Raw genomic sequence first — 1,474 nt, forward strand, 5'->3', positions numbered from 1 at the left:
TGAGCCTTTTGCAAAATTCACTTCTTGATTAGACGCGATAAATTCGAAGGAGTCCTTGCATGAAGAATTGTTATCAAAATAAAAGAAAATCAAGGGCTAACACTGATTTTGGGCAGACCTGCAGAATTTTATCGCTCCGTTTTTTACGCAGCTTCCTTCTCGATCTTATGTATTCTTGCCACAGCCAGTGCGGAAACCAAAAGGACGATGGCATTCAGATATACATGCGTCTTGACTTTCTCGATGCCCCATACATGCAGGGAATTGGCTGTCAAATACGATTTGAGGCGAGAGTTGCAACGCTCTACACTGGTTCGTTCGTTGTAAAGTTCTTTCCAGCGTTTGGTATCTCGATGTGGATGGCTGTATCGACGAAGATCATCCTTGATGTCGACTTTCACCACCATGCCGTAATTCGATGCAGAACAAGCCGCCATGCCGAGAGGACAGTCCACTTTTCCTGTTGCATGGGGGCAGCGGAACTTGAGTTGGTCGCCATCGGCTCCCCAATACGTCATCTCGTACCCCATGGAGCAGCAGGGAGTCCCATTTGACGTCATGCCAGCGGGAGGCTCTTTCTCATTGCGTAGATTTAGTGGGATAATCGCTTGCGCCCCGATTCTACGAGCAGCTATGTAATTCTTCAACTGATCGTATCCGGCATCCATCATGACGAAGTCCACTTTTGTTAGCCGACGAGCCGCTACCTGCTCCATCAGCACAGGACCCATATCTCCGTCATTTATATGGGCGGGAGTGACCTTAAGAGCCATGGGCAATTCGCTTTTTGTATCCACCGCAAGGTGAATCTTGTACCCAAACCACGAAAGCTTATTTCCGAACGAGTCGAATTTGGCTCCCCAATTGGCATTGCCTGTCTGCTCACTGCGAGACTTCGGTTGCTTCTTTTCATACGCTTCAATGGCTGCGCTGTCGATGGCCAGATGGTTCCCCTTGATGATTCCTTCACTTTGGCAGAAGCGAACGAGATCCAGAAATAGTTGCTCTGCCAACCCCTTCCTGGTCAGTTCGGCAAATACTCGGCTAATCGTAGCGATTGATGGAGCTGAGCGGTCTAAAGGGAAACCGCATTGATATCTGAAACGCAAATCCAACTCAAGACGACGCTGCAATGTGGTAAATGTTGAGATTCCTTCCAACGGTGCGACCAGGAGTGCCCGAAGAATCGCTTGGCGGCAGTGCCCTTCAGCACCACGGGGTGAAGTACTTCTTAGCTGTTGGGCGTAGGGACGTAAATCAAGCACGCTGAAGAAAATAGGCAATCGCTCCCGCGATTCTAACTTTTGCAGTTCCTCAAAGGAAAACAGACTTTCTTGGAGAATATACAAAGTGACTTCCCTCCTCTGGGGTTTGTGGTTTGGTCACCGAAAAACTTCTCCAGGTCGGGGTGAAGTCCTTTTTTTATGCTCAGAAAACCTTGTTGCTCAAGGGTTTAGATTTATGCAAAAGGCTC

At 48.4% G+C, this 1,474-nt stretch carries 1 protein-coding gene; it reads right to left on the bottom strand.

Translation table 11 applies throughout. The features are described 5' to 3' along the window. Positions 1–143 precede the first annotated feature (143 nt). The gene (locus AC3WJN_RS25500; protein WP_007781419.1) at positions 144–1,349 is read right to left on the bottom strand and encodes a transposase; all 1,206 of its coding nucleotides are present in this window, start codon (positions 1,347–1,349) and stop codon (positions 144–146) included. Positions 1,350–1,474: the final 125 nt, after the last annotated feature.

It is taken from the genome of Brevibacillus sp. FW306-2-1A-C05A (assembly GCF_058781555.1).